At 68.8% G+C, this 22,935-nt stretch carries 13 protein-coding genes; 3 read left to right on the plus strand and 10 right to left on the minus strand.

The window, feature by feature from the left end:
• Positions 1–8: 8 nt before the first annotated feature.
• From LFM09_RS10580 to LFM09_RS10615, 8 genes are all read right to left on the minus strand, one after another.
• Positions 9–2,756 (minus strand): beta-L-arabinofuranosidase domain-containing protein, encoded by a 2,748-nt coding sequence (locus tag LFM09_RS10580; protein WP_414096166.1) that lies wholly within the window; start codon positions 2,754–2,756, stop codon positions 9–11.
• 26 nt (positions 2,757–2,782) lie between these two features.
• Complete coding sequence (locus tag LFM09_RS10585; protein WP_414096167.1) at positions 2,783–4,939, minus strand: glycosyl hydrolase family 95 catalytic domain-containing protein; 2,157 nt, start codon at positions 4,937–4,939, stop codon at positions 2,783–2,785.
• On the minus strand, positions 4,936–6,894 hold the full coding sequence (locus LFM09_RS10590) for a beta-galactosidase (protein WP_414096168.1): 1,959 nt from the start codon (positions 6,892–6,894) through the stop codon (positions 4,936–4,938). Before LFM09_RS10590 ends, LFM09_RS10585 begins: the two co-directional genes overlap by 4 nt.
• A gap of 3 nt (positions 6,895–6,897) precedes the next feature.
• Entirely contained in the window at positions 6,898–7,803 is a 906-nt protein-coding gene (locus LFM09_RS10595; protein WP_414096169.1) for a carbohydrate ABC transporter permease, read from the minus strand.
• Complete coding sequence (locus LFM09_RS10600) at positions 7,800–8,774, minus strand: ABC transporter permease (RefSeq protein ID WP_414096170.1); 975 nt, start codon at positions 8,772–8,774, stop codon at positions 7,800–7,802. The genes LFM09_RS10595 and LFM09_RS10600 overlap by 4 nt, the downstream gene beginning before the upstream one ends.
• A complete protein-coding gene (locus tag LFM09_RS10605) occupies positions 8,761–10,410 on the minus strand; it encodes an extracellular solute-binding protein (protein WP_414096171.1) in 1,650 nt (549 codons plus the stop codon). The genes LFM09_RS10600 and LFM09_RS10605 overlap by 14 nt, the downstream gene beginning before the upstream one ends.
• A 105-nt stretch (positions 10,411–10,515) precedes the next feature.
• Positions 10,516–11,523 (minus strand): LacI family DNA-binding transcriptional regulator, encoded by a 1,008-nt coding sequence (locus LFM09_RS10610; protein WP_414096172.1) that lies wholly within the window; start codon positions 11,521–11,523, stop codon positions 10,516–10,518.
• Positions 11,524–11,558: 35 nt separating this feature from the next.
• Positions 11,559–14,399, minus strand: coding sequence for a glycoside hydrolase family 3 C-terminal domain-containing protein (locus LFM09_RS10615; RefSeq protein WP_414096173.1), 2,841 nt, complete (start codon positions 14,397–14,399; stop codon positions 11,559–11,561).
• A gap of 556 nt (positions 14,400–14,955) precedes the next feature.
• Between LFM09_RS10615 and LFM09_RS10620 the strand changes: the two genes are divergently transcribed.
• The 3 genes from LFM09_RS10620 (at position 14,956) to LFM09_RS10630 (ending at position 19,728) form a co-directional block, all read left to right on the plus strand.
• On the plus strand, positions 14,956–15,408 hold the full coding sequence (locus tag LFM09_RS10620; RefSeq protein WP_414096174.1) for a hypothetical protein: 453 nt from the start codon (positions 14,956–14,958) through the stop codon (positions 15,406–15,408).
• Positions 15,409–15,496: 88 nt separating this feature from the next.
• Positions 15,497–15,823 carry a CU044_2847 family protein gene (locus tag LFM09_RS10625; protein WP_414096176.1) on the plus strand — a complete coding sequence of 109 codons (327 nt, stop codon included), beginning with the start codon at positions 15,497–15,499 and terminating at the stop codon, positions 15,821–15,823.
• A complete protein-coding gene (locus tag LFM09_RS10630; RefSeq protein WP_414096177.1) occupies positions 15,820–19,728 on the plus strand; it encodes a trypsin-like peptidase domain-containing protein in 3,909 nt (1,302 codons plus the stop codon). The genes LFM09_RS10625 and LFM09_RS10630 overlap by 4 nt, the downstream gene beginning before the upstream one ends.
• A gap of 93 nt (positions 19,729–19,821) precedes the next feature.
• Here LFM09_RS10630 and LFM09_RS10635 read toward each other — a convergent pair whose 3' ends face one another.
• Positions 19,822–20,970 carry a right-handed parallel beta-helix repeat-containing protein gene (locus LFM09_RS10635; RefSeq protein ID WP_414096178.1) on the minus strand — a complete coding sequence of 383 codons (1,149 nt, stop codon included), beginning with the start codon at positions 20,968–20,970 and terminating at the stop codon, positions 19,822–19,824.
• A 201-nt stretch (positions 20,971–21,171) separates the two neighbouring features.
• Entirely contained in the window at positions 21,172–22,929 is a 1,758-nt protein-coding gene (locus LFM09_RS10640) for a rhamnogalacturonan lyase (protein ID WP_414096179.1), read from the minus strand.
• Positions 22,930–22,935: the final 6 nt, after the last annotated feature.

The following is a 22,935-nucleotide window of genomic DNA, read 5'->3' on the forward strand; positions in this document are numbered from 1 at the left end:
TCACGACCTCACCGAAGGGGCGCGTTGCGAGCCGTGCGGATCACGCGGTCGTGGTCGGCGACGGACATCAGGCCCTCCCCCACCCACCGCCGCGCCACCGCGCTCACCCGGTCCAGGAACACGCTCCTGGCCGAGAACGGCGCGGCCACCCACACCTCGTCGAGGAACGTCGAGGTGTCCACACGAACCGGGTTCGCCACACCGGAGTCGACGCCCGCGAACACGATCTTCGGCTCCGACCGGCGGAAGTACGAGTGGAAGGCGTGCTCGGTGCCCTCGAAGAACGGCGCGAGCTCGACCTCGCCGAGCCGGAAGTGCAGCGGGCTGCCCGCGATCGGCTGGAGGTTGCCGGCCAGGTCCCCGGACAGCGCAGCGCGACCGTGCAGCCCGAACTCCAGGAACTCGCGCCGCGCATCGCGCGCCACCAGATGGACCGGGCCGTACATCAGCGACTGCACGAGAGGCTGGTCCGGCGTGCGCTCCGCCCGCAACGCGAACGGCATGCGCACGCGCACAACGTCCCCGTCACGCCATGATCGGGTCAACGTCACGTAAGTGCCGGGCAGGGCGTTCACCCGCTGCCGCTCGCCGTTGACCGTCACGGTGAACTCCCCCGCCCACGCCGGTACCCGCAGCGACAGCTCGAACCGCGCCCGGCCGGTGATCCGCAGGGTGGTGCCCTGCTCCGCCGGGAAGCCTGTCGTCTGGGTGACGGTGACGCCCTTCCACCTCAGCACCGACGGGCTGTACAGGTTGACGTACAGCCGCGAGTCGTCGGCCGCGCGGAAGTACACCGAGTCCTGGTACTTAGTCGCGCTCTCCATCCCCGTGCCCTCGCAGCAGGTCGTGCCCTGCTTGGGTGTGAAGTCGCGCACGGCACCGGGTGTGAGGCCGATGAAGTACGTCATCAACGGCAGCTCGGCGTCGGCACGGTCCTGTTTGGACCCGAGGATCTGGTTGTAGAGCGCGCGTTCGTAGTAGTCGAAGTACTTCGGCGACTGCTCGTGCAGGAACAGCTGCCTGCTGAGCTTCAGCAGGTTGTGCGCGCAGCAGGTCTCGGCCGTCGTGTCGCTCAGCGCACCGGCGACGACGCCGCGCGCCCGCCAGAACTCCCCCGTGCTGGTGCCACCGATGCCGAACATCCGCGGCGGCACGACCATGCCCCAGAAGTTCTTCGCCGCCAGCCAGTAGCGCTGCTCCCCGGTGGCCTCGTAGAGCCGCAGCAGGCCGGTGAAGATCGGGATGTGCTGGTTGGCGTGCAGGCCGTCGAGCACGTCCCGGTTCTCCGCACAGGCCGTGGTCAACGAGTCGAGGTCGAACAACCTGGCCAACTCCAGGTGCTTCCCGGTGATCGAGTGCAGGTCGGCGATCGCCTCGACCATGCCCCCGAACTCACCGCTGGAGAAGATCCCCCACATCCGCTGGCGCACCTCGGCGGACAACTTGCTCAGCCGCGAGTACATCCAGTCGCAGAGTCCGTCCGCGAGGTCCAGCGCCCGCGCGTCCTGGGTGTTGAGGTAGGCGTCGACCAGGCCTTTGAGGATCTTGTGCGCGGTGTAGTACGGCGCCCACACGACGAGATAGTCCGGACGCGTCATCGTCTCCAGCGTGATGAACTGGGTTTCCGGGTACGCCGCCAGGAAACCGGGGTGGCTCGGGCCACCCCACGTGCGGCGCAGCGCCGCCGTCCGGCCGCGACCGGACGCATCGGCGAACGTCCCACCGGTCGTCTCGTCGAACGAGTAGGAACCCAGATCTCCCTTGAGCGGCGCCATGACCTCCTCCGCCGTCAGCGCACGGGAGAACAGGTTCACGTCGTCGAGCGCGCCCGCGAACACCGGATCGCCACCGAAGTGCGACCGCCCCAGCCAGTGGTGCACCACCGTGCCCAGCGCGGCGGGGTTCAGCGACATCGCGGTGTTCGAGCCGACCGGCACACCGTTCACGTAGAGCGTGCCGACGGTGCCCGCGATCGTCAGAGCGACGTGGCTCCACTCGTTCAACGGCAGCGGGGCCGTGCCGTTGATGCCTTGCTCGCCTCCGGGGCCGTTGGTGGTGATGGCGAAGCGGGGCACGCCGGACCCGTTGCGGGCAGCCAGGTACAGGTAGCGGGTGTTGTCGTTGCCGAAGTCGAAGATCCGCGTCCAGTTCGCGTTGTGCGACGGCCGGACCCACGCTGTGAACGTGAACATCGCGGGCAGCGGCGCGGCCGGCAGGTCGACGAACTGGTACGACCCGCGCACCTGTTCCACCGCACGACCGGACTTGCCCGGCACGCTCAGCACCTGCGGATCACGGCGCAGCGCGGCCCGGCACTCGGTGAGCGCGCCCACCATCGTGCGGATCTTCTCCAGGTAGACGGCGTCGCCGGTGCTGCCGTACGCCTGGGCGAGCATCGACAGGAAGTGGCCGGTGTAGTGGCCGCGGAGGTTGCCGTTGGCCTCACCGTCGAGGCCTTCCCAGCCGCCAGGTGCGATGGCGCCCAACGTGTCCAGGCCCGCGTTGGCCCGGAACACCTGCAGCAGCCGATTCACGTCGTACCCGCGCGCGTAGCTCAGGACGAGATCGCGCTTCTTCGAGAACAGGCCGTCCGCGAGGGCGACTTCGGACAACTCGAAAGGCCTCAGGTTTCCCGGCGCGAGAGCACTGGGAGCTGCCGAGGCCTCGGCGGCCGCCATGCCGAGCAGTGGTGCGGTGGCAACCACAGAGGTCGCCTTGAGGAAGTCCCGCCGTGCGAACCCGCTCACCATGCGCATGCCCTCCAGAGGTCCGAATGTGAGCGCTAACATACGATGGGGACGAGCGACCCGTCGAGCATCAGATCGAAGTCCCGCGAAACCTTCACGTCGGCCGTGCGGGCGGCGTACGTCACGACGACCGTCTTGGCACCACCAAGGCCGCGCAACGCGACGGCCTGCAGCAGTCCGTTGTCCCACCACAGGTCGACCACCACGCCGCCCCGCGCCCGCAGCCCTCGCACCACACCCGTCGGCCAGGCCGCAGGCAGTGCGGGCAGCAACCGCAGCTCGCCGGTGTGGCTCTGCAGCAACATCTCCGCGATCGCGGCGGTGGCACCGAAGTTGCCGTCGATCTGGAACGGCGGATGTGCGCACAACAGGTTGCGATAGGCCCCCGGGCCTCCGGCCGTGGCGTCGGTCAGCAACATCGACAACAACGCGTGCGCGCGGTCGCCATCGCCCAGACGTGCCCACAGCGCGGCTTTCCAGGCCAGCGACCAGCCCGTGCCCGCGTCTCCCCTGGCGACGAGCGCACGTTCCGCCGCCTCGGCCAGCTCCGGGGTGAGGACACGATCGATCTGATCACCGGGGTAGAGCCCGAACAGGTGGGACAGGTGGCGGTGGTCCGGCTCGGCCTCCGGCACGTCGTCCGCCCATTCCAGCAACCGGCCGTGTGATCCGACGGGCGGTGGCGGCAGCTCCACCTCACGCACCCTGTCCACCAGGTCGTCTCGCACACCCAGCACCTCGGCCGCTTCCAGCAACGTCGCGAAGAGGTCCGCCGTCAGGGCCAGGTCCATTGTGGACCCGACACCGACCGCGACCGCCCTGCCACCGGCCAGGTAGTGGTTCTCGGGTGACGTCGATGGCGCGGTCGTGACCACACCGTCGCGCAGAACCAGCCAGTGCAGACAGAACTCGGCGGCACCACGCAGCACCGGCCACGCGTGGCCGCGCAACCAGTCCACGTCGCCGGTGAAGGCGTAGTGCTCCCAGAGGTGCCGGCACAGCCACGCCGCCGCCATCGGCCAGTTCGCCCAGGCCGGGTCGCCACCGCCGTTCCCGACCGGCGTGGTGAGACACCACGGATCACTGTTGTGGTGCGCCACCCAGCCTGGCGCGCCGTACAGCGCTTTCGCGGTCGCCGCACCGAAGCCGGACAGCTCGGCGACGAACTCCAGCAGTGGCTCGTGGCACTCGGGCAACGCGGTGACCTCGGCCGGCCAGTAGTTCATCTGCAGGTTGACGTTGAGCGTGTAGTTGCCGCGCCAGGGCGGATCGGTGTGCGGGTTCCAGACACCCTGCAGGTTCGCGGGCAGCGTGCCCGGCCGCGAGCTGGTGATCAGCAGGTAGCGCCCGTACTGGAACAGCAGCGCCGGCAACGCCCGGTCCGGCCGCGCGAGCCGCTGATCGGTCGGCAGGTCCGGCACGGGACCCAGCTGCAGGCTCACCCGGTCGAACAACGTCCGGTGAGCTTCGACGGCCTGCTCGCGGAACGTCTCCCAGCCGAGCCCGCGTGCCTGCTCGACCCGCGCGAGCGCCAGCCGGGAGCACTCGGCCGGGTCGTCGTCCGGCGCGGTGCCAGGCCCGCGGTAGCCCGTTTCGGTGGCCACGTAGACCGTGTCGCCGTCCACCGCCACGACCACAGCCCAGGCCATGCCGTCCGGCACCCGGCCGCGCACCCCCACGACGCGGCCCGACGAGGTGAAGTGCTCGCCGGGCAACGAGCTCCGCACCAGCAGGCCGGTCCGGACCCCGGTCACCCGCAACGCCAGGACGTGCAACCCGGAGTGGCACACGGCCTCCCTCCGCACCTCCGCAGCCCCTGTGCGGTACGACACCGAGTAGACGCCCGTGCGCAGGTCGAGCTCACGCCGATAGAACTCGGCCTGGGCCGGGCCACCGACGAGCATGACGTTGGCCAGCGGCAGGTACTTCGCCGTGTCAGGCCCCTGCATCTGCCGCAACGCCTCTTCAGCTGCGGCAGGCGCACCGGCCAGCACGTGCGAGCGGGCCCGTGCGACCAGTTCCGGATCACCGGACGGCGGCGGCATCGGTGAGCCCGTCCACAACCGGTCGTCGTTGAGCTGCACCAGCTCGGTGTCGAGGCCTCCGAAGCACATCGCGCCGAGCCGTCCCGTGCCCAGCGGCAACGCTTCCTCCCACGCCCCCGCGGGAGCCGTGAACCACAACCGGGTCACTTCAACACCCGCACGCCGTAGCGAGCCAGCTCGGTCACACCGGTGACCCGTTCGCCGCTGAGCAGGTCGACCCGGACACCGTCCACCACGACCTTCGCGGGTTCGGGCCGGTGGTTGATCACGAACAGCAGGTCACCGCGCCGTACCACCTCCACACCTTCCGGCTGCGGGGACGAGGTCACGCCCGCCTGTGAAGCGACGTGCGCCAGCAACGCCCGCAGCGCGGCGGGCTCCGGCCTGGTCGCCACGTACCAGGCCGTGCCCTCCCCGAACCCGTTGCGCAGCACCACCGGTGTGCCGGCGAGCTCGCCCTCGGACACCGTGGCAACGGCCTCGGCCGTGGTCGCGGCGAGGTCGTCGGCCCAGAAGTCGGCGGTGAACTCGCCGAGCAGCTCCGAGGCGCACGTCACCGGGTCGCGCTGCGGGAGGAACTCGTCGATCCGCAGGCCCATCACGTCGGCCAGCAGCGCGGGATAACCGCCCACCCGGACGTGGTCGTGCTCGTCGACCACACCGGAGAAGAAGCCCATCACGAACGTGCCACCGTCGTCCACATAGGACGTGATGCGGTCGGCGTCGCAGGCGGTCAGCAGGTAGAGGTTCGGCGCGAGCACGACCCGGTACTTCTTCAGATCATCGGACGGACGCACGAAGTCGGCGACGATCCCCAGCCGCCACAACGGTTCGTAGAAGTCGCGCAGCCTGGCGAGGAGGTCGATCGACGCCGGCAGGTGTGCGCCGCTGACCGCCCACCAGTTGTCCCAGTCCATCAGGATCGCGACCTGCGCGGGCACCGGCTCGCCCGCCACCTCCGCCAGTTCGGCCAGGTCGCGGCCGAGCGCGGCGACCTCGCGGAACACCCGGCTGTGCGGACCGCGGTGGGGCACCATGCCGGAGTGGAACTTCTCCGCGCCCGCACGGGAGGCCCGCCACTGGAAGAAGCACACCGCGTCCGAGCCGCGCGCGATCGCCTGCAGCGACTGCGTCCGGAGATGGCCCGGTGGCCGGCGGGCGCCGTGCGAACCGCTCGCGGACTGCTCCATCAGGAACCACGGCTTGCGCCCGGCCAGGCCGCGCATGAGGTCGTAGCTCATGGCGGTCTCGACATGTGCGGTCGGATCGGTCAGGTCGGGATACCAGTCGTGGGACACGAAGTCCTGCTCCGCCGCCGCCTGCCAGTAGTCGAGCGGCGCGTACAAGCCCATGAAGTTCGACGTGACCGGGACGAGCGGCGTGGTGTCGCGCAGGATCTCGCGCTCGGCCCGCAGGCACTGCAGCAGCGCCTCCGAGCAGAACCGTTTGAAGTCCAGCACCTGGGTGGGGTTGCGCAGGTACGGCGCGGCGCGTGGCGGCAGGATCTCCGCCCACTCGCCGTAGTGCTGGCTCCAGAACGCCGTCGCCCACGCCTCGTTCAACGCACCGAGCGTCTCGTACTTCTCACGCAGCCACCGCCGGAAGTGCTGTGCGGTCCCGTCGCAGTGGCAGACCTCGCAGTACTCGTTGTTGACGTGCCACATCTTCAACGCCGGATGCTCGCCATACCGGATGGCCAGCGCCGTGACGATCGCCCGCGCGTACTGGCGGTAAACCGGCGACGAGGGGCAGTAGTGGTTGCGCGAACCGTGCGACATCCGCACGCCGTCCGCCGTCACCATCAGCGTGTCCGGGTGACGCAGGCTCATCCACGGCGGCGGCGAGGCCGTCGGGGTCGCGAGGCTGACGCCGATCTCGTTCTCGTGCAACAGGTCCAGCACGCGGTCCAGCCAGTCGAAGTCGAACACGCCCGGCGACGGTTCGAGCCTGCCCCAGGAGAACACGCCGACGGTGACCAGGTTGACGCCGGCCTCCCGCATGAGCGCGACGTCCTCGAGCCACACCGCCTCCGGCCACTGCTCCGGGTTGTAGTCACCTCCGTAGATGAGGCGGCCGCGCGTGACATCGGACAACTTCGGCATGTGTCATCCCTTGACGGCGCCGAGAATGACGCCCTTGGTGAAGTGCTTCTGCACGAACGGGTACACGAACAGCACCGGCACGACGGCGATGACGACCACGGCCATCTTCACCGCGAGCGTCGGCAACGGCGCGACGCCCTCGATCACCGCCTCCCCGCCGGTGCCGGGAATCGGCTGGCCCTGCAGGACGTACTGCCTCAGCACCAGCTGGATCGGCCACTTCTCCGGCGTGTTGAGGTACAGGAACGCGTTGAAGAACGCGTTCCAGTAGCCGACCGCGTAGAACAGCGCGATCACCGCGGTGACGGCCTTGGACAGCGGCAGCACGATCCGGGTGAGGATGCCGAACTCGCTCGCCCCGTCGATGCGGGCGCTGTCGACGAGGTCCTGCGGGATGTTCATGAAGAACGACCGCAGCACGACGAGGTTGAACGCCGCCACCGCGCCGGGCAGCACCAGCGACGCGTAGGTGTCGAGCAGACCGAGCGAGCTCACCAGCAGGTAGGTCGGGATCATGCCCGGCCCGAACAGGAACGTCAGCAGCACCACGAACAACAGCGGCCGGTGCGCGAACGAACCCGGCCGCGACAACCCGTAGGCGGCGAGCAGCGTCAGGACGGTGCTGAAGAGCGTGCCGAACACCGCGAGCCCGGTGCTGACCAGCACCGCCCTGCTCACCACACCGCCGGTCAGCAGCTCGGCGTAGGCGGCGAGGCTGAACCCGTCGGGCACCATCACCAGCCCTCCGGCCTTCGTGATGGCGGACTGCGGCGACACGCTGGTCAGGATCACCACGTACAACGGGAAGAGCACGGCCAGCACCACGACGGCGACGACCACGCCCTTCGCGGCGCGCCCGAACAGCGTCGGTTCCTCGTCCCACAGGGGCCGGACGGCCTGAACGCTCACCTCTGGTACACCCCCTGCTGGCCGAACACGTGCGCGAGCCGGTTGGCCCCCAGCACGAGAAGCAGGCCTACCACGCCCTTCACCAACCCGGCGGCCGCCGCGTAGGACCAGTCGTTGTTCACCACGCCGGTGAAGTAGACGTACGTGTCGAGCACCTCTGCCGTGTCCGCGCCGACCGCGTCACGCTGCAGCAGGAACTGCTCGAAGCCGACGCTCAACGCGTCACCGAGCCGCAGGATGAGCAGCAGCACGATCACCGGCACCAGCGCCGGCAGCGTGACGTGCCACAGCCGTCGCCACCTGCCGGCGCCGTCGACCGCGGCGGCCTCGTACAGGCTCGAATCCACAGTGGACAGCGCGGCGAGGAAGATGATCGTGCCCCACCCCGCGTCCTTCCAGACCGACTGCAGCGTCACGAGCCCGAGGAAAAGATCCGGGTTGTTCATGATGTCGACCGTCTGCGCGCCGTGCTCGCGCAGGAACGTGTTGATCGCCCCGGTGCCGCCGAACATCTGCTGGAACAGCGTGATCACCAGCACCCACGAGAAGAAGTGCGGCAGGTAGACCACGCTCTGGATCAGCATCCGCAGCCGGGTGCTGAGCAGGCTGTTGAGCAGCAGGGCGAGCAGGATCGGCACCGGGAAGTAGAACACCAGTTGGAACAACGTGATCGTCACAGTGTTGACCGCGGCCTGCCAGAACTCGCCGTCGGTGAAGATCCGCTCGAAGTTGTACAGGCCCGTGAACGGGCTCGCGAGGATCCCGGTGTACGGCGAGTAGTTCTGGAACGCGATCACGTTGCCCAGCAACGGTATGTAGTGGAACACGACGTACAGCGAGATCGCCGGTGCCACCATCACCAGCAACGGCCAGTCGCGCCTGAGCCGCCGCCGCCACGGCTTCTCCTGGCGGCGGGCGGCGGGCGGCGCGTCGGCCGTTGCCGGTCGGGTCAGCACATCAGCGACCGGCATCGGCCAGGACCTTCGTGTGGAACTCGCGCAGCTTGTCGCCACCCTTGCGCCGCCACTCGTCGGCCAGCTTGGTGACCTCCTCGACCGGGGTGCGGCCGAAGATGATGTCGAAGGTCTTGTCCTGGAACTCCTTGCCCATCTTCGAGAACTCCGCCGGCTCGTCCACCTTGAGCCCGAACTCCAGCGGCTTGATCTGGTGGGAGTACGTGTCGGCGTACCAGGCGTGCGAGGCCTTGACGAAGTCCGGGTACACGGGGTTCGTGACGATCTGCGGCGGTCCGGCGAAGAACCCGTAGGTGAGGGTGATCTCCTTGCGCCCCAGGTCGTTGAGCTGCGGTTCACCCTGGGCGTCACGCGTGCTGTGCGTGCCCTCGGTGCCGTAGTTGACCAGGTGGTACTCCTGCGTGCCGATCGGGCTCGCCGCGAAGTTCGTGATGCGCAGCAGCTCCTCGATCCGGTCCTTCGACAGGTCCTTGCGGAACATCGTGATCATGCTGGTGGGAGTGGAGATCGGGTACGTGGGCTTGCCGCCGTCGTGGTTGAACAACGGCATGGCGGCCATGTCGAAGCTCGGGTTCGACGGCCGTTGCGCGGCCAGTGCCTCCTTCCAGGCACCGACTCCGTCCTGGACGATCAGCATCTGGCCGCTCGCGAAGAGCTCCTTGTGCTTGCTGGTGCCGCTGAGGGCGCCCGCCACGTAGTCGGGGTGGGCGTACCCCGCGGCGCACAGCGACCGGGTGAACTTCACCGCCTCGACGTAGGCCTCGGTCTCCAGCTGGTTGACCACCTTGCCGGACGCGTCCCGGCTCCAGTCGCCCTTGCCGCCGAACATGCGGACCATCGCGCGGAAGACGTCGCCGAGGGCCCAGCGCTTGGCCGCCGGATCGGTGATCTTCTTGCACAGCTGCTCGAACTCGGCTGCCGACTTCGGCGGCGCGACCCCCAGCTGCTCGAAGACGTCCTTGCGGTAGTAGATGGTCTCCGGGAAGGGCGAGCCGGGGAACGGCACGCCGTAGAGCCGTTTGTTGAACGCGCAGCCCAGCCAGTTGTCGGTGGGGATGTTCGCGAGCATCGGGTACTTGCGCACCTCGTCGCCCTTGAGCAGGTCGGTCAGGTCGGCGAACACGGTGCCGACGCCCTCGGTGAAGCGGGCGGGAACGGTGAACGACGGCATCACGACGATCTCCGGCACCTGCTTGGCCGCCATCATGGCGCTCAGCTTCTGCTGGTAGTCGTTGCCGCTGACCTGCTCGAACTTGATGGTCGCACCGAGCTGGGCGTTGACCGCGTCGTAGTAGGCGTTCTGCCCGAGACCCGGTGGCACCGGCCAGAACGACGGCGTCATCGCGGTGAGCTGACCGCCGGTGCCCGGCTTGTCCTTGATCGCCTGGACCAGCTGCGACGGGTACTTCAGGTAGGCCGCGGGCGATCCGTTCACGCCGGGGAGGTCCGGTTTCACGAAGTCCACCGGCACGTGGGCCGGCAGCACGCCGTCGGCACCCCCGAGCGCGCTACCGGTCTGCGGGGCCGACGGAGTGCTGCACGCGCTCACCCCGCCGCCCACCGTCGTCGCGAGCACACCCGCGCCCACCAGGGAGAGGAACCCCCTGCGGTCTAAGCCGTGTTCACCAGCCACGTCAACGCTCCTTTGCGCCACATCTCGAAGTTTCAGCAAGCAGGACAACCGTCGAAGCGCTTCGACGACCAGTACGCCCGAGCCGCCCCTGATCGAATGGTCGGATCAGGCGCGGCGGAGGCGGGGTGCGGTGCTCGCGCGGCCGGAGAGCTTGGGCGGCAACAGGGTCAGCGGCGCCGTCGGCTGGCCGTTCAGCCTGGAGACGAGCAGTTCCATCGCCTGCCGTCCCAGCTCCTCCGCAGGCAGCTGCACCGAGGTGAGGTGCATCTGCTCCGCGAGCTCGTCCGGGCAGATCGCCACGACGGCCACGTCGTCGGGCACCTTGCGGCCCAGTGCGCGCAGGCTGCTCGCGACCCAGCCGAGCGCCGCCTCGTTGTGCACGACGAGCGCGGTCATCGCCGGTTGCGTGCGCAGCAACGAGCGCACGGACGCCAGCACCGACTCGTAGTCGTCCTCGGCCGGAAGCGCCGTCGACGCGATGCCCCGCCGCATGGCCGCCGCGCCGAACCCCGCCATGGTGCGCTGCGCGTAGCCGGCGTTGCGCTGGTACACGACGCTCGGTGCGCCGAGGAACCCGATGTAGCGGTGCCCGAGGTCGGCCAGGTGGTCGACGCAGCGCGCACCGGCGGCCTCGAAGTCGAGGTCCACGCAGGTCAGTCCCTTGACCGCGGCCGGCCGTCCGATGAGGACGGACGGCTGTCCCATCTGCCGAAGCAGGGGCACGCGGTCGTCGTCGAGCTCCACGTCCATCACCAGGAAACCGTCGACCTGGGCGCTGCCCGCCACCCGGCGCAGGCCCTGCGCGCCCTGGTCCGCCGTCACCAGCAGCACGTCCATGTCGTGCCTGCGGGCTGTCGTCACCGCCGCCGTGACGAAGCGCATCAGCACGGGCAGGTACACGCCTGGGCGCAGCGGCAGCACCAGCGCCACCACGTTCGTCCTGCTCGTCGCGAGAGCCCTGGCTCCGGCGTGCGGGTGGTAGCCCAGCAACCGGATGCTCTCCCTGACCTTGGTGCGGGTCTGCGTCGAGATCGACCGCTTGCCTGTGAGCACGTACGAGACAGTGCTCGGCGCGACGCCGGCATGCCTAGCCACGTCCGCGATGGTGACCACGTCGGCACCTCCGAGTGTTGAAGCGTTTCGACTACTCACGTTGACGACCGACAACCGAAATCGAGGGCGGCCAGTCGCATCCCCGGGGCGCTGAACACGGCGACGATGTCGTGCACGCCAGGCACCCACTTCGCCCGCACCGTGATCTCGTGCCAGGCACGGGGCTCGGAATCCGCCGGAATCGTGAACGTGCACAGCACACGTCCTCGCTCGTGGTGGCCGATCCGCAGCTGGACCACCCCGCCGCGACCGGCCAGCCGGGCGGTGCAGTGCGTGGCCTTCTCCTCGATCCGCGCGTCACCGAGCAGGATCCAGCCGCCCGCCTCGGTGCTCTCGACGACTGTGCCGCGTTCCCTGGTCTCGTCCGCGAGAGTGATCCCGGCACAGTCGTCGAAGCGTTCCGCGCGGATCTGCGCGTCGCGCGTTGCGATGCCTTCGCCGATCACCAGCACCTCGGCCTGCGACTCAGGCCGGCGTGCGGACGACGGTCCGGCCCACAGGTCGTGCACGGACGTTTCGACGACCCGCCGGTCACCGATGACGTCCCAATGCCAGAAGTCACTGCCGTGCAACGAGAACCGGACCACCCGGCTCTCCCCCGGCGCGAGCTGCACCCGCTCGAACGCCAGCAGCCGTCGAAGCGGTTGAACGACCCGCGACTCCCGCTGCCTGCCGTAGAGCTGCACCACCTCTGCGCCCGGCCGGTCACCGGTGTTGGTGACCTCGACCGAGACCTCGAACTCCTCGTGCTGCCACACCGAACCGACGGGGACGCTCAGCCGGCCGTAGCAGAAACTCGTGTAGCTCAGCCCGTGGCCGAACTCGTAGAGCGGGTCACCCTCGAAGTACAGGTAGGTGCCGCGCGCCCGGATGATGTCGTAGTCGAACAGGTCCGGAAGCGCTTCGACGCCGCGGTACCAGGTCTGGGTGAGCTTGCCGGACGGGGTGACCTCGCCGAAGACGACCTCGGCCAGGGCCCGCCCGAACTCCTGGCCGCCGTGCGACGACCACAGGATCGCGGGGACGTGCTCGTCCTCCCAGACCAGCGCGTACGGGTAGCTGCTGACCACGACGAGCACGGTGCGCGGGTTGGCCTGCCGGACGGCGCGGACCAGTTCCGCCTGCCTCGGCGGCAGGTCCAGGCCGGTGCGGTCCTGGGTCTCGCGGCCGTTGATGTGCGGATCGTTGCCCACCACGACGATCGCCGCGGCGGCCGCCGCGGCCTGCGCGACGGCCTGGTCGAGACCCGAGCGGTCGACCTCCAGTCGCCACCGCGCCGCCTCGTTCCTGTTGGCCACGAACACGATGTCGTCACCGCGCACGGCCAGGTACCGGTCGAGCACGGTGTTGCGCAGCAGGCACGTGCCGGGCGACGGCCGGACGATCTCGAACAGTTCGCGGACGTCCCACCCGCCCGGCATGGCCCGTTCGGCGACGAGCGCACCTTCCGGCGTCGCGGCCAGGTACCTGCCGGTGCGGGCGCTGCGCAACGTGGCCACGTCGTCGCCCCATTCGAAGAGGTCGAACGCGCCGGCATCGCTCCAGTGGTCCGCCAGGCCGGCCACGCCCTCGTCGGGCACCACGGCGAGGAACCGGCCGTCCTCGGTGGACAGCGAGATCCGGTCCACTCCTTCGCTGAACGTCACCTCGCCGCCGCCCAGCCGCCGGATCCCGTCCAGCGGCGTCACCGAGTACGGGAGCGTGCCGCAGTACCAGTCCTCGAACAACGTGTCCGCGTGCGTGCCGATCACGGCGAGCTTCCCGCCGTCGTGCCGGTCGAGCGGCAGCAGACCATCGTTCTTGAGCAGCACGATCGACTGCCGGGCCGCTTCCAGCGCGAGCGCGCGGTGCTCCGGCGCGTCGATCACCTCCTCCGTGATCTCCGCGTACGGGTTGAGCTCCGGCGCGTCGAACTCACCAAGCCGCATCCGCAGCGTCATGAGGCGCCCCACCGCGCGTTCCACGTGTTCCTCGGTGATCAGCCCCCGGTCCAGTGCCTCGGTGACGCGTGCGGCGGTGATCCCACTGCCCGCGTCCTGGTCGGTGAAGCTGTCGACGCCCGCCCTCAGCAGCGCGGCGTGCCCAGCGGCGTGGTCCTCGCAGTAGCTCTGCAAACCGGCCACATTGGATGGTGCCCACGCGTCGCTCACGACCGCGATCTCGTCGTTCGTCCAGCACCGCAGGTGTTCCTCGATGTACGGCGTCAGATGCGCGGGCCTGCCGTTGACGAGGTTGTACGAGGGCATGACGGCAACCGCGGCACCCGAGGAGATCGGGCCGCGGAAGCAGGGGAACTCGTACTCGTGCAGCACGCGCGCCCGCATCGCCGACGACGTCGTGCACCTGTCGGTTTCGTTGTTGTAGCCCAGGAAGTGCTTCAGCGTCGGCGCGGTCTTGAGGTACACGGGGTGGTCGCCGCGCAGGCCGTTCGCGTACGCGGTGCCCATCACGGAGGTGAGCAACGGGTCCTCGGAGTAGCCCTCCTCGTTGCGGCCCCAGCGCGGATCGCGCAGCGGGTTCACCACCGGCGCCCACACGTTGAGCCCGTGCGCCACCGGATCCTTGTGGTGGAAGCCGCGCACCTCGGTCCCCGTCGCGTCGCCGACCGCTCTGACGAGATCCGGGTTCCACGTGCTCGCCAGGCCGATCGCCTGCGGGAACACCGTCGCACGACCCAGCCACGCGACGCCGTGCAACGCCTCCGTACCCGTACGGAACGCCGCCAGCCCCAGCCTCGGTACGGCGGGCTGCCACTGGTGCAACATCGCGATCTTCTCGGCGGCGGTCAGCCGGCCCAGCAGATCGGCGACCCGCTGCGGCAACGGCAGGTCCCGATTCCGGAAAGGCAGGTCCCCGTTGAGGTTCTCGATGCTCAAGGCACGCCCTTCTTGGTCACCGAGGTTGAATCGAATCGCTTCGACCGGACTTCGTGAACGTGGCACGGCTCACAACGGCCGTCAAGAAGGGGCGGGCCCGTTTCGACTTGTTCGACACATTTTTCTGTCGAACGCCGCGCTCGATTCGACAATTCGACGGGAATCTCTTTCCACATTGCGCTGCAACACATTCGAGCACATGCTTCACGTGTCGGAACGGTTCATCGTGGCCGCCGTTGATCTGCCCGGCCGGGAAGCCGCAGGCCTCGCCGGACCCCGATTTCGTCCTCTGCCGCGACGAAAAGCGCATCGCCATCGTCGCCGCCAGCGCCACATGCGTTGATGCAAAAGCAACACCTGGTGTCGCGCTACTCGACGTCCAGAGGGCGGAGGCCTGGTGTTGGAGTCGATCGCAAGGGTCCGAGCTCGTGTGCGACACCCACAGCCTGCCGTCTCCGTCGACTCTTGACGGGTTCACCGACCGCTGAAGCATCGTGGCGACGGGTATTCGCTGGTGTCCCAACCGACTTCAGCCTTGGCGACCCACGCCTCCTCCGTGACGAACCTCGGCACCATCGAGGTCAACGACGGCCTGGTGCCGGTGGCGTACAACGGAACGGCCCACCAGCTGGAAACGGAGGTCAGCTGGACCCAGCTCGACAACATCGGGGTGCAGCCGCTCCGTGGAACCCCGCGAAACCACCGCACACCTGCGGATCCTGGTCAACCGGACGACGAGGCGTTCGTGAACGAAGGCCGCCACGTGCACTCCAGCCAGGTGTTCGCCGCCCCCTCGGAAACCGGCATCAACCTCTACGCCACCGGCAGCTTCGGCACCGGGCCGTTGCCCTGGTACCGGCCGGGCATGGTCGGCAACGCGGCGCTGGACACGTTCGCCGGCGGAACCGACTGGGATGTCAGCGACCTGCGGGGACAGAGCGCCCAGGTGCAGCTCATCGACCAGGCCACCGGCGCGCGGGGGCACCTCCTGCCGATCAGCTGCTCCTGAGCGACTGATTCGCCCGAAACTCGCCCGTCGGCCGCAGGTCTTGAGCTAACGTCGATGAGGCCCAAACGACGAGTCGGGGGTTCACGGCATGGCGCAGTTGGTCAGGATGCCCCTGGAGGACGGCGGCACGCTGCTGATCGAAGCGGCCGGTGACCAGGGCTCGGTGCCGGTCAGCGGTGCGGGGAAGATCGTCGTGCAGGCCTCGGAGACGGTGCGGAAGGCCATGAGCGGTATCCGTTCCGCTGCCGATGAGGTGCTCGGCGAACTCCGCGCGACGGAGCAGCCGCCGTCGAAGGTCACCGTGCAGTTCGGCATCAAGGTGAACGCCGATGCCGACTTCGTGGTGGCCGCGTCAGCGGCCGAGGCGAACTTCACCGTCACGATCGAGTGGAACGGTGCCGGTACGAGCCGATGAGCGGACTGGGCGCTGATCCCCTCGACTCCGCCCTGATCCGGTTGCGCACCGGGAACCGGCTTCTGGGCGCGGGTTTCCTGATCGCGCCCGACGTCGCCGCCACTTGCGCGCACGTCATCGACGGTGAGACGCCGGTGGCGGACTTCCCGATGCTGCGCAGCCACGGCCACGCCGTCGAGGTGCTGGACCGCGACGACGAGGCGGACGTCGCGATCCTGCGGCTGGCCGATCCGCCGCCGGGCGCGCTGCCGATCCCGGCTCGGATCACCGGCGACGTCCGCGACCACCGATTCCGGACCTTCGGTTTCCCGCACGACCTGCCGGACGGCATCTGGGTGACCGGCCGCCTCCTCGGCGCTCAGGGCACCGGCCGGATCCAGATGGCCCAGGACCCCGACCACTGGCGGGTCGAGCCGGGTTTCAGCGGCGCGCCGGTCTGGGACGAGGAACTGGCCGGTGTCGTGGGCATGGTCGTGACCTTCACGGCTCGCAACAACACCACGGCGCACCTGGTGCCGACGACCGCGCTCGGCCACGTGTGGACGACTCCGGCTCGCAACCCGTACCGGGGACTGCGCCCGTTCGAGGAGGAGCACGCGGCCCTCTTCCACGGCCGCGACGAGGACACCGACCGGCTGGTCAACCTCCTGGCACGGCAGGACATCGTCGCCATCGCCGGTCCGTCCGGCAGCGGCAAGTCGTCGCTGGTCCGCGCAGGTCTGATCCCGCGGCTCAGGCAGGCTGGGGCGACGGTCGTCGATCTCGGCGCGGACGACGGCGTGCCGGAGTCACCCGAGGCCGGCACGGTGCTGGTGCTGGACCAGTTCGAGGAGGCCGTGGCCGCGAACCCAGCCGCGGCGAGGGAGAAGCTCGCGGCGATCACGCGGCTAGTCGCTGGTCAGCACCGGCAGCCGGGCGAGCCCGCGCCGGTGCGAGCCGTGCTCACGCTGCGGTCGCGCTCACTGGACGACCTGATCTCCAAGGAGACCGTCGCCGAGCTCAACCGCGCGGTGTGGCTCCTCGAACCGATGTCCCGCCTTCAACTCGCGGCCGCCATCGAGAAGCCCGCGGCGGTGGTAGGCGGCTTGGCGTTCGAATCCGGCTTGGTGCAAAGGATTCTGGACGACACGAGGGACGAGCCCGGCACGCTGCCGCTCGTCTCGCTGGTACTCGACCAACTGTGGCGGCACCGCCACGGCGGCTGGCTGCCCCACCAGGCGTACGACGAACTCGGGCGCGTGCAGGGCGCGTTGAGCAACGCGGCGGACGACGTGCTGGCGTCGCTGACTCCCGCACAACGGAAGGCAGCCCGTCAGCTGCTCACCGGGCTCACCCACGCGGACGGCGAAGGAGGCTACGCACGCCGGAGTGCGCGGCTGACAGATCTCGACCCTCAGGGCCAGGACATCGCCCACGATCTCGCTGCCAAGCGCCTCGTCGTGATCCAGGACCAGACCGTCAGCCTGACGCACCAGGCCCTGATCGACCACTGGCCGACCCTGCGCGGCTGGCTCGTAGAGGACACCGAGTTCCTGACCTGGCTGGCGAAACTCCACGACCTCCACGGCGCCGGCGGTCAACTCGTCGACGCGCCGCTCTCCGAGGCGTCCGCTTGGCTCCGTGATCGGTCCGACGACATTCCCGCGGCACAGCGCGCCTTCATCCGCCACAGCCAAGCCGCTCAACGCCGAAACCAGCGTCGTTGGCGCGTCATCACGGCCGTGTCCGTCACGTTCGGGCTGCTCGCCTCACTTCTCGCCGGGGTCGTGGTGAAGAACCTCGCCGAACTCGACGACCGGCTCCGCTCCAACAACGCCGCCTCGCTCGCACAGGCCGCGAATCGTGACATGGAGAAGAATCCCGCGGAGACGTTGCAGCTGGCGCTTGCCGCGTATCGCGAGAAGCCTGGCAACGCTGACGCTTACGGTGCGTTGTTCCAGCAGCGGATCTACTGGCGCGGGGTCGACCGTGTGCTGACCGATCCGCGTTTCACCGGCATCACAGAGCTCCACGCCAGTGCGGACGGGCGGATCGTCGTCCTGAGGAAGGTCGGCACCATGACGGTCTGGTGGGACCCGCAAGGCCCCGACGCGAGGCATCGCGAGCTGCCTCGGATGGCCGGTGACACCGCGATCACGCTGAGCCCGGACGGCCGCTGGCTCGCGGAGGCCGGCAGCACCAAACCAGGCCTGCGGGTGTGGGACCTGACCCGTCCAGGCGATCCTGCCGTGCTGGATTCGACCACCACGTTCAGGGCCGCCACCTTCAGCGCCAACAGCCGATTCATGGCCGTGGAGGAGTTCGTCGGGATAGGCGATCAAACGCCCTCCCGCGTCCGCTTCTGGGATCTTCACACCTCGCAGCAACTTCCGAGCGAAGTGACGTACGCCCGACAGGAACGGGGTTTGGACGACGCGTACCCGACGTCCGACGGCGTGTCACTGGTGACAGTCGAGAAACCGGTGTCCCCTGAAGGAGCCCCGATGGAGGTCGTGGTGCGGGACCGGGCGACCGGCAAGGGCACCCGCACCTTCCAGGCGACGGGCACCGGCTCTCTGCCGCTCGTCGGAAACGGGACGGGACTCGCCTCCTGCGGCGGTAACACGCTGAGCCTGTTCGACCCGGTGTCCGGCACGACCCAACGCGAGTTCCCGGTCCACGCGTGTCCGTTCGAGTTCGGCAGGGACGCCACCGGGCGATACCTGATCAGCGGCTCTCCCCTGGACAACACCCAGCCGCCCTTGTTCTTCGATCTGAAGACCGGTGAGACCAGGAACCTCGCGCTCACCTGGAAACCAGGTCCCAGGAACTCGGTCGTCACGCCCGCGGCGGACGGGCTCCACGCGATCACGCTGCGAGGTGGCGCAGTGGAGATCAGATCGGTCACCACCAGAGCGCACGTGCCAAGACCGAAGCTTTCGACCAGCTGGCAGGCGCGAAGTCCTGACGGCAAGCACTGGGTGGGCCTTCTCGACGATCGCACCGTGACAGGCAACTGGATCATCCTCGTCGACGCGGACGGCGTGCAGCTGCATCGCCGCTCGGTTCCCTTCGCCCCTGACGGGGTCGAGTTCGACGCCACCGGGGAACGAGTGATCGTGGTGAACGGTCCGACCGTCCAGATCTACCGCACGGACGGCATGGTGCTGGAACGAGAAGTACCCCTCCCCACCCCACCAGGACACAGCGGCCACAAGCTCTACAGCACCCACCACTCCGGGGTCGCCGCGGGCCCGGACGGGCTGACCTTGATCGGTCACCTCGGAATTCTGTCCAGCTGGGACATCCGCACCGGCGTGCAGACACGTCCCCCGCTGACGCTGGCGGGAAACGACCGCACCGAAGCGTGGCAGGAACTCGTCGGAGGGCCGGGCCTCATGGCGCGGCCGGGACATCCTGACCAGATGCTCGTCGGCCACATGACGAGGCTGTCCCTGTGGGATGTTCCGACCTTGACCGAGGTGCACCGCTTCGACGTGGGCAACGCCTCTGTGGGGACCGTGTCCGGCGACGGGTCTCTCGCCGTCACCTCGGGGGACGACAAGTTGGTGCTGATCGATCTCGAGAACAACCAGAAACTCCCCCCGCTGAACGCCCCAGGCCAATCGATCATCGACGCCGCCGGGGACTACCTGTACACGCAGAGCACTGCGGAACTGATGGTCTGGCATTGGCGGGAACGACGCCAGGTGGCGACGGTGAAGCTCAGCGGCGCCGAAGACGTGCAAGCGATCGAGGGTGGCAGTTTTCTGCTCAACGACCAGCCATGGCGGCGAGAGTCCATTCCGCTCGACCCCGAGCAGTGGTTCCGCGATCTGTGCCGCGTCTCCGACCGCGAGTTCACCCAGCAGGAGAAGGACACCTTGCCGAAAGGTGTCAGGACCGAACGTCCTTGCGCCAGCTAGTGGCTTGCCGGTGTTGCGAGTTGCCGAGCCGACGCTCCGTGCGCTGCCCATCGCACAAGTTCACGGAACGTCGGGTTCAGGAACTCGCTCAGGCTAGAAGCTGACCGGCTTGCCGCCGAGCGTCACCCGCAGCTTGCCATCCGACGCGAACGACCAGCCGAGAGCGCCGCTGAAACCGGAGCAGCGCGACCCGTTGGCACCGGTCCAGAACTGGTTCGAGCTGTCCGCGTTGCCGACGGTCTTGTCGTTGGAACCCTTGCTGCTGCGGCACGACGTGTTGCCGCGGTACACCGAGGTGCCCGTGTCGAACGAGAAGTTGCGCTCGTCGTTGTCGATGCTGAGGTTGCTCGACACCGTCATCGCGCCGGGGTTGCGGTTGTAGGTGAAGCCGTGCTTGCCGTTGTCGAACGCGATGGTGCGACGGACGACGTGCGGCACGGCGATGTCCTCGCCGCCGAGCTTGAACCCGTTGCGGTCGCCGTTGCCCGCCTGGCCGCCGTCGCTGAGCGTGCCGTTCTTGTACGCCAGGGAGTCCTCGACGGTCACCGGGCCGATCGCACCGGTGTCCGTCTTGGTGTAGAGGTCCCACCCGTCGTCGATGTTGTTGTGCGCCACGGCGTACCGGAACACGTTGCCCGCGCCGACGGTCAGCTTCGCGGCGAACCCGTCCGCGTCCTCGCCGTCGGAGTCGCGGTTGTCGTGGGACTCGGCGCTGAGCACGAGGTTGTTCGCCGGCCACTGGGCCTTCGGTGTGCTGGACGCGATCCGCGAGAGCTGCAGGCCGGTGTCGCGGTTGAACCGGGTGATCGTGCGTTCGAGGATGTTGTTGCTACCGCCGACGAAGATGCCGTTGTCACCGGCCCGTTCGACGGTGACGCCGTAGACGTGCCAGTACGAGCCGTTCACCGCGAGGCCGCGGTTCGCCGGGTCTTCGGTCTGTGCGGAGAAGTTCAGCACCGGCTTCTCGGACTGGTATGCGGTGAGCTTCTTGCGCGCGCTCGCCGTGCCGTTGTTGGTCGGCGGAATCGTCACCGTCTTGGCGATGCTGTAGGTGCCGCCGCGCAAGAAGATGGTGCCGCCGGCGGCGATCCGGGTGATCGCCGAGGTCAGCGTGGTCGGGTCCGAGATCGTGCCGGTCGCGCCGTCACGACCGGACGGCGACACGTACAGCACGCTGTCCGCGGCGGACGCGGGTAACGGCAGCGCCAGCACCACGGCTAATGCCACACCTATGGACTTCATCATTTTCTCCCTGAGTGCGAAAGGATTCGGGGAGCGCTCCCAGGCAAGCTAACGCACCCGCTTTCAAACCCGCAATAAATCGCCAAAAGATTCACAACGGTGAAAAGCGTGCAATTCACGGACATAAACCTGGGGAATAAATGCGGGCACGCCGGATCCGCGGACGAGGGGAACCCGTCCGCGGATCCGCTCCCGGAAACGTCAGGGAGTGGCGAAGCTCGGGTGCGGCGGCTGGTTGTACGCGGTGTTCTGCCAGGCCACCGCCTCCCGGTACTGCCGGTCCTCCATCAGCGAGGGCCGCCGGATCGAGGTCGGCTCGGTCGTGGAGTAGATCCGCAGCGCCCGGCTGTCCGACGTGCGCCAGATGACCTCCTCGCGCCAGTCGCCGAGGATGTCGGCCTGCAGCGCCGGCGTGGACTTGGTGCCGTTGTTGGAGGCCACGCCCGAACCGGTGAGCAGCCGCGTGTCACCGTTGGGGCCGTACTTGTCGATCGTGGTGCCGTTGAGCAGCTCGCGCTGCGCGTCGCCGTCCCACCAGATCACGAAGTTGATCGAACCCGGCTTCCGCGCCGCGACCTGGCCGCCGGTGGTGGCGGACCTGAGACCGCCCACCGAGGCCGACCACGCCTCGGCGCCGGGGTTGCCCGCCCAGATGTCGGCGGCGACCGCACGGCCGTTGTCACAGCCGCAAGACGGTGCGCTCCAGAGAATCTGGCCGGTGCGCGCGTCACCCATCCAGTGCGAGACCTCGTTCGTCCACTCCGACGGCTTGAACACCTCCAGCCCGGGCCTGGCCGGGATGAGGTCGCCGACGTGCAGGGCGTCGCCGTGGTGGGTGTTGTTCTGCCACAGGCCGCGGCCGTCGTCGTCGATCGCCATCGAGCCGTAGATGATCTCGTCGCGGCCGTCGCCGTCCACGTCGGCCACGGAGAGGTTGTGGTTGCCCTTGCCCTCCCAGGCCGAGCGGTTCGACTGCGACGCCGAGTCGAACGTCCAGCGCCGGGTCAGCTGCCCACCGCGGAAGTCCCACGCCGAGATCACGCTGCGCGTGTAGTACCCGCGCGCCATGACGATGCTCGGCCGCGAACCGTCCACATAGGCCGTTGCGGCCAGGAAGCGGTCGACGCGGTTGCCGTAGTTGTCGCCCCACGACGAGACGTTCCCGCGTGGTGGCACGTAGTTCTCGGTGTCGAGCACCGCGCCGTCCGTGCCGCGGAACACCGAGAGGAACTCCGGCCCGGTCAGGACGTAGCCGTCGCCGTTGCGGTGGTCGGCGTTCGCGTTGCCGATCACCTGCCCGGTGCCCGACCGCGTGCCGTCCGCGGTCTTCACGGCGATCTCGGCCTTGCCGTCACCGTCGTAGTCGAAGACCTGGAACTGCGTGTAGTGCGCGCCCGCGCGGATGTTGCGGCCGAGGTCGATGCGCCACAACCTGGTGCCGCTCAACCGGTACGCGTCCAGGTGCACGTTTCCCGTGCGACCCGCGTGCGCGTTGTCCTTGGCGTCGGCGGGATCCCACTTGAGGACGATCTCGTACTCGCCGTCGCCGTCCAGGTCGCCGACCGACGCGTCGTTCGCCACGTAGCCGGATCCCGGGCTCTGGATCGGGACGTCCCTGCTGGTCGCCAGGGTGCCGACGGATCGCGTGGCCGCCGATTCCACGCCTCCGATCACCTGACGCACCGAGTAGGACGCCGTCGCGGGCGCACCCGCGTCGAGATAGCTCGTCGCCGTCGTCACCGGCGCAGGGTTGACCTTCACCCCGTCGCGGTAGACGTTGAACGCCACGTCAGCGGCATCGGAGCCGAGCAGCCGCCACGACACGAAGTTGCCGTTGCCGTGGACCGACCGGGTGCTGACGAGCCCGCGGTCCGAGGCGACCGCCGGTTCGGCCGTCGCCGGCACGCCGCCCGCCACGAGAACCGCCACGAGCAGGACCGACGTCGTCGTCCGCCGCATCGCCGA

It is taken from the genome of Lentzea alba, from assembly GCF_047445655.1.
In the GTDB taxonomy this organism is placed as follows: Bacteria; Actinomycetota; Actinomycetes; order Mycobacteriales; family Pseudonocardiaceae; genus Lentzea; species Lentzea alba_A.

Bases quoted from the DNA above. Each gene is read 5' to 3' on its own strand.
- LFM09_RS10600 (WP_414096170.1), bottom strand. From the start codon at position 8,774: ATGCCGGTCGCTGATGTGCTGACCCGACCGGCAACGGCCGACGCGCCG.
- LFM09_RS10635 (WP_414096178.1), bottom strand. From the start codon at position 20,970: ATGAAGTCCATAGGTGTGGCATTAGCCGTGGTGCTGGCGCTGCCGTTA.
- LFM09_RS10580 (WP_414096166.1), bottom strand. From the start codon at position 2,756: ATGCGCATGGTGAGCGGGTTCGCACGGCGGGACTTCCTCAAGGCGACC.
- LFM09_RS10625 (WP_414096176.1), top strand. From the start codon at position 15,497: ATGGCGCAGTTGGTCAGGATGCCCCTGGAGGACGGCGGCACGCTGCTG.
- LFM09_RS10630 (WP_414096177.1), top strand. From the start codon at position 15,820: ATGAGCGGACTGGGCGCTGATCCCCTCGACTCCGCCCTGATCCGGTTG.
- LFM09_RS10590 (WP_414096168.1), bottom strand. From the start codon at position 6,894: ATGCCGAAGTTGTCCGATGTCACGCGCGGCCGCCTCATCTACGGAGGT.
- LFM09_RS10640 (WP_414096179.1), bottom strand. From the start codon at position 22,929: ATGCGGCGGACGACGACGTCGGTCCTGCTCGTGGCGGTTCTCGTGGCG.